The organism is Kitasatospora sp. NPDC056783 (assembly GCF_042789895.1).
Taxonomy (GTDB): domain Bacteria; phylum Actinomycetota; class Actinomycetes; order Streptomycetales; family Streptomycetaceae; genus Kitasatospora.
Window position 1 is genome coordinate 1 of the sequence record NZ_JBHUAF010000633.1, and the last position, 2,525, is coordinate 2,525.

At 71.2% G+C, this 2,525-nt stretch carries 2 protein-coding genes; both read right to left on the minus strand.

What is annotated here, in order from left to right:
- Nucleotides 1–51 precede the first annotated feature (51 nt).
- Nucleotides 52–1,245: a glycine C-acetyltransferase gene (locus ACFRMQ_RS40080; RefSeq protein ID WP_380704996.1), complete on the minus strand. Its 1,194-nt coding sequence runs from the start codon at nt 1,243–1,245 to the stop codon at nt 52–54.
- Between the two features lie 28 nt (nt 1,246–1,273).
- Nucleotides 1,274–2,302 (minus strand): L-threonine 3-dehydrogenase, encoded by a 1,029-nt coding sequence (tdh, locus tag ACFRMQ_RS40085; protein ID WP_380735839.1) that lies wholly within the window; start codon nt 2,300–2,302, stop codon nt 1,274–1,276.
- Nucleotides 2,303–2,525 lie beyond the last annotated feature (223 nt).

The following is a 2,525-nucleotide window of genomic DNA, read 5'->3' on the forward strand; positions in this document are numbered from 1 at the left end:
GTTCCGAGCGGTCCGGCCCACGGGCGGCTTCAGGAGGGGGTCACTCCCCGGTCACTCCCCCAGCGCGGCGCGCGCGTCCACGAAGGCCGCGACGGCGCGCTCGACGTCCTCGGTGGAGTGCGCCGCGGACAGCTGCACCCGGATCCGGGCCTGGCCGTGCGGCACCACCGGGTAGGAGAAGCCGATCACGTACACGCCGCGCTCCAGCAGCAGTTCGGCGAGCCGGCCGGCCTTGGCCGCGTCGCCGATCATCACCGGGGCGATCGGGTGGTCGCCGGGCAGGATCTCGAACCCGGCCTCGGTCATCTTCGTGCGGAACAGCGCGGTGTTGGCCGCCAGCCGCTCGCGCAGCTCGTTGGACTTCTCGACCAGGTCGAGCACCTTGAGCGAGGCGGCCGCGATCACCGGGGCCAGCGAGTTGGAGAACAGGTACGGGCGGGAGCGCTGGCGCAGCAGGGCGACGATCTCCCGGCGGGCGGCGACGTAGCCGCCGGAGGCGCCGCCGAGGGCCTTGCCCAGGGTGCCGGTGATGATGTCCACCCGGTCCATCACGCCGTGCAGTTCGGGGGTGCCGCGGCCGCCCGCGCCGACGAAGCCGACGGCGTGCGAGTCGTCCACCATGACCATCGCGTCGTAGCGGTCGGCGAGGTCGCAGATCTCGCGCAGCGGGGCGACGTAGCCGTCCATCGAGAAGACGCCGTCGGTGACGATCAGGCGGCGGCGGGCGTCCTGGGTGTCCTGGAGCTGCTTCTCCAGGTCGGCCAGGTCGCGGTTGGCGTAGCGGTGGCGGCGGGCCTTGCTGAGCCGGATGCCGTCGATGATGCTGGCGTGGTTGAGCGCGTCGGAGATGACGGCGTCGCGGTCGTCCAGCAGGGTCTCGAAGACACCGCCGTTGGCGTCGAAGCAGGAGGAGTAGAGGATCGTGTCCTCCTGGCCGAGGAAGGCCGAGAGGCGGTCCTCCAGCTCCTTGTGGACGTCCTGGGTGCCGCAGATGAAGCGGACCGAGGCCATCCCGTAGCCCCAGCGGTCCAGGGCGTCCTTGGCGGCGGCGAGCACCTCGGGGTGGTCGGCCAGGCCGAGGTAGTTGTTGGCGCAGAAGTTCAGCACCTCGCCGGGACGGCCGCCGGCGGTGACGGTGACCGCGGCGCTCTGCGGGCTGCCGATCACCCGCTCGGGCTTGAACAGACCGGCCTCGCGGATCTCGTCGAGGGTGGTGGCGATGTCGGCGCGCACGTTGTCGAACACGGACGGACTCCTTCAGTCGGCGAGGGGCTCAGACGGTCCAGTCGAGGATGATCTTGCCGCAGTTGCCGCTCGCGGCGTCGTCGAAGGCGGCTTCGAAGTCGGTGGCGGCGTAGCGGCCGGTGATCACCGGGCCGAGGTCCAGTCCGCCCTCCAGCAGCACGGACATCGCGTACCAGGTCTCGAACATCTCACGGCCGTAGATGCCCTTGATGGTGATCATCGAGGTGACGATCGAGGCCCAGTCCACCGGGAACTGCTCGGCGGGCAGGCCCAGCATGGCGATCTTGCCGCCGTGGGTCATGTTGGCGATCATCGACTGCATCGCCTCGGGGCGGCCGGACATCTCCAGGCCGACGTCGAAGCCCTCGCGCAGGCCCAGCTTCCGCTGGCCCTCCTCGATGGTGTGCTCGGACACGTCGAGCGCCAGCGTCACGCCGACCTTGCGGGCCAGGTCGAGGCGGTACGGGGAGACGTCGGTGATCATCACGTTGCGGGCGCCGGCGTGCTTGGCGACGGCGGCGGCCATGATGCCGATCGGGCCGGCGCCGGTGACCAGCACGTCCTCGCCGACCAGCGGGAAGGACAGCGCGGTGTGCACGGCGTTGCCGAACGGGTCGAAGATCGCGGCCACGTCCAGGTCGACCGGCACCCGGTGCACCCAGACGTTGGAGGCGGGCAGCGCCACGTACTCGGCGAACGCGCCGTCGCGGTTGACGCCCAGGCCGACGGTGTTGCGGCACAGGTGGCGGCGGCCGGCCAGACAGTTGCGGCACTTGCCGCAGACCAGGTGGCCCTCGCCGCTGACCAGGTCGCCGACCGCGACGTCCGCGACGGCGGCGCCGATCTCGGCGACCTCGCCGACGAACTCGTGGCCGATCGTCATCGGGGTCTTGATGGTCTGCTGGGCCCAGCCGTCCCACTTGCGGATGTGCAGGTCGGTGCCGCAGATGCCGGTCCGCAGCACCTTGATCAGCACCTCGCCGGGGCCGATCTCGGGCTTCGGGACATCGACCATCCAGAGGCCGGGCTCGGCCTGCTGCTTGACGAGTGCCTTCACGGGCGGCGGCTCCTGACGTGCGGGTGGACGGCCTTCGGGGGTCGGGCAGGCCGAGGTGGCCCGGTTCGGCCGTTCCTGACGGGCACGCTCCGGGCAGGCAGAAATCTGCCTGGTCGGGGCGGGTGCGGTCCATCGAGGAATTCTTAAGGGCGGCCACAGCTGGGCTGAACGATCGTGCCCGAGCGGCGGCCGAGGGCGGGTGCGGCGTGCCGGTGCTCACCCG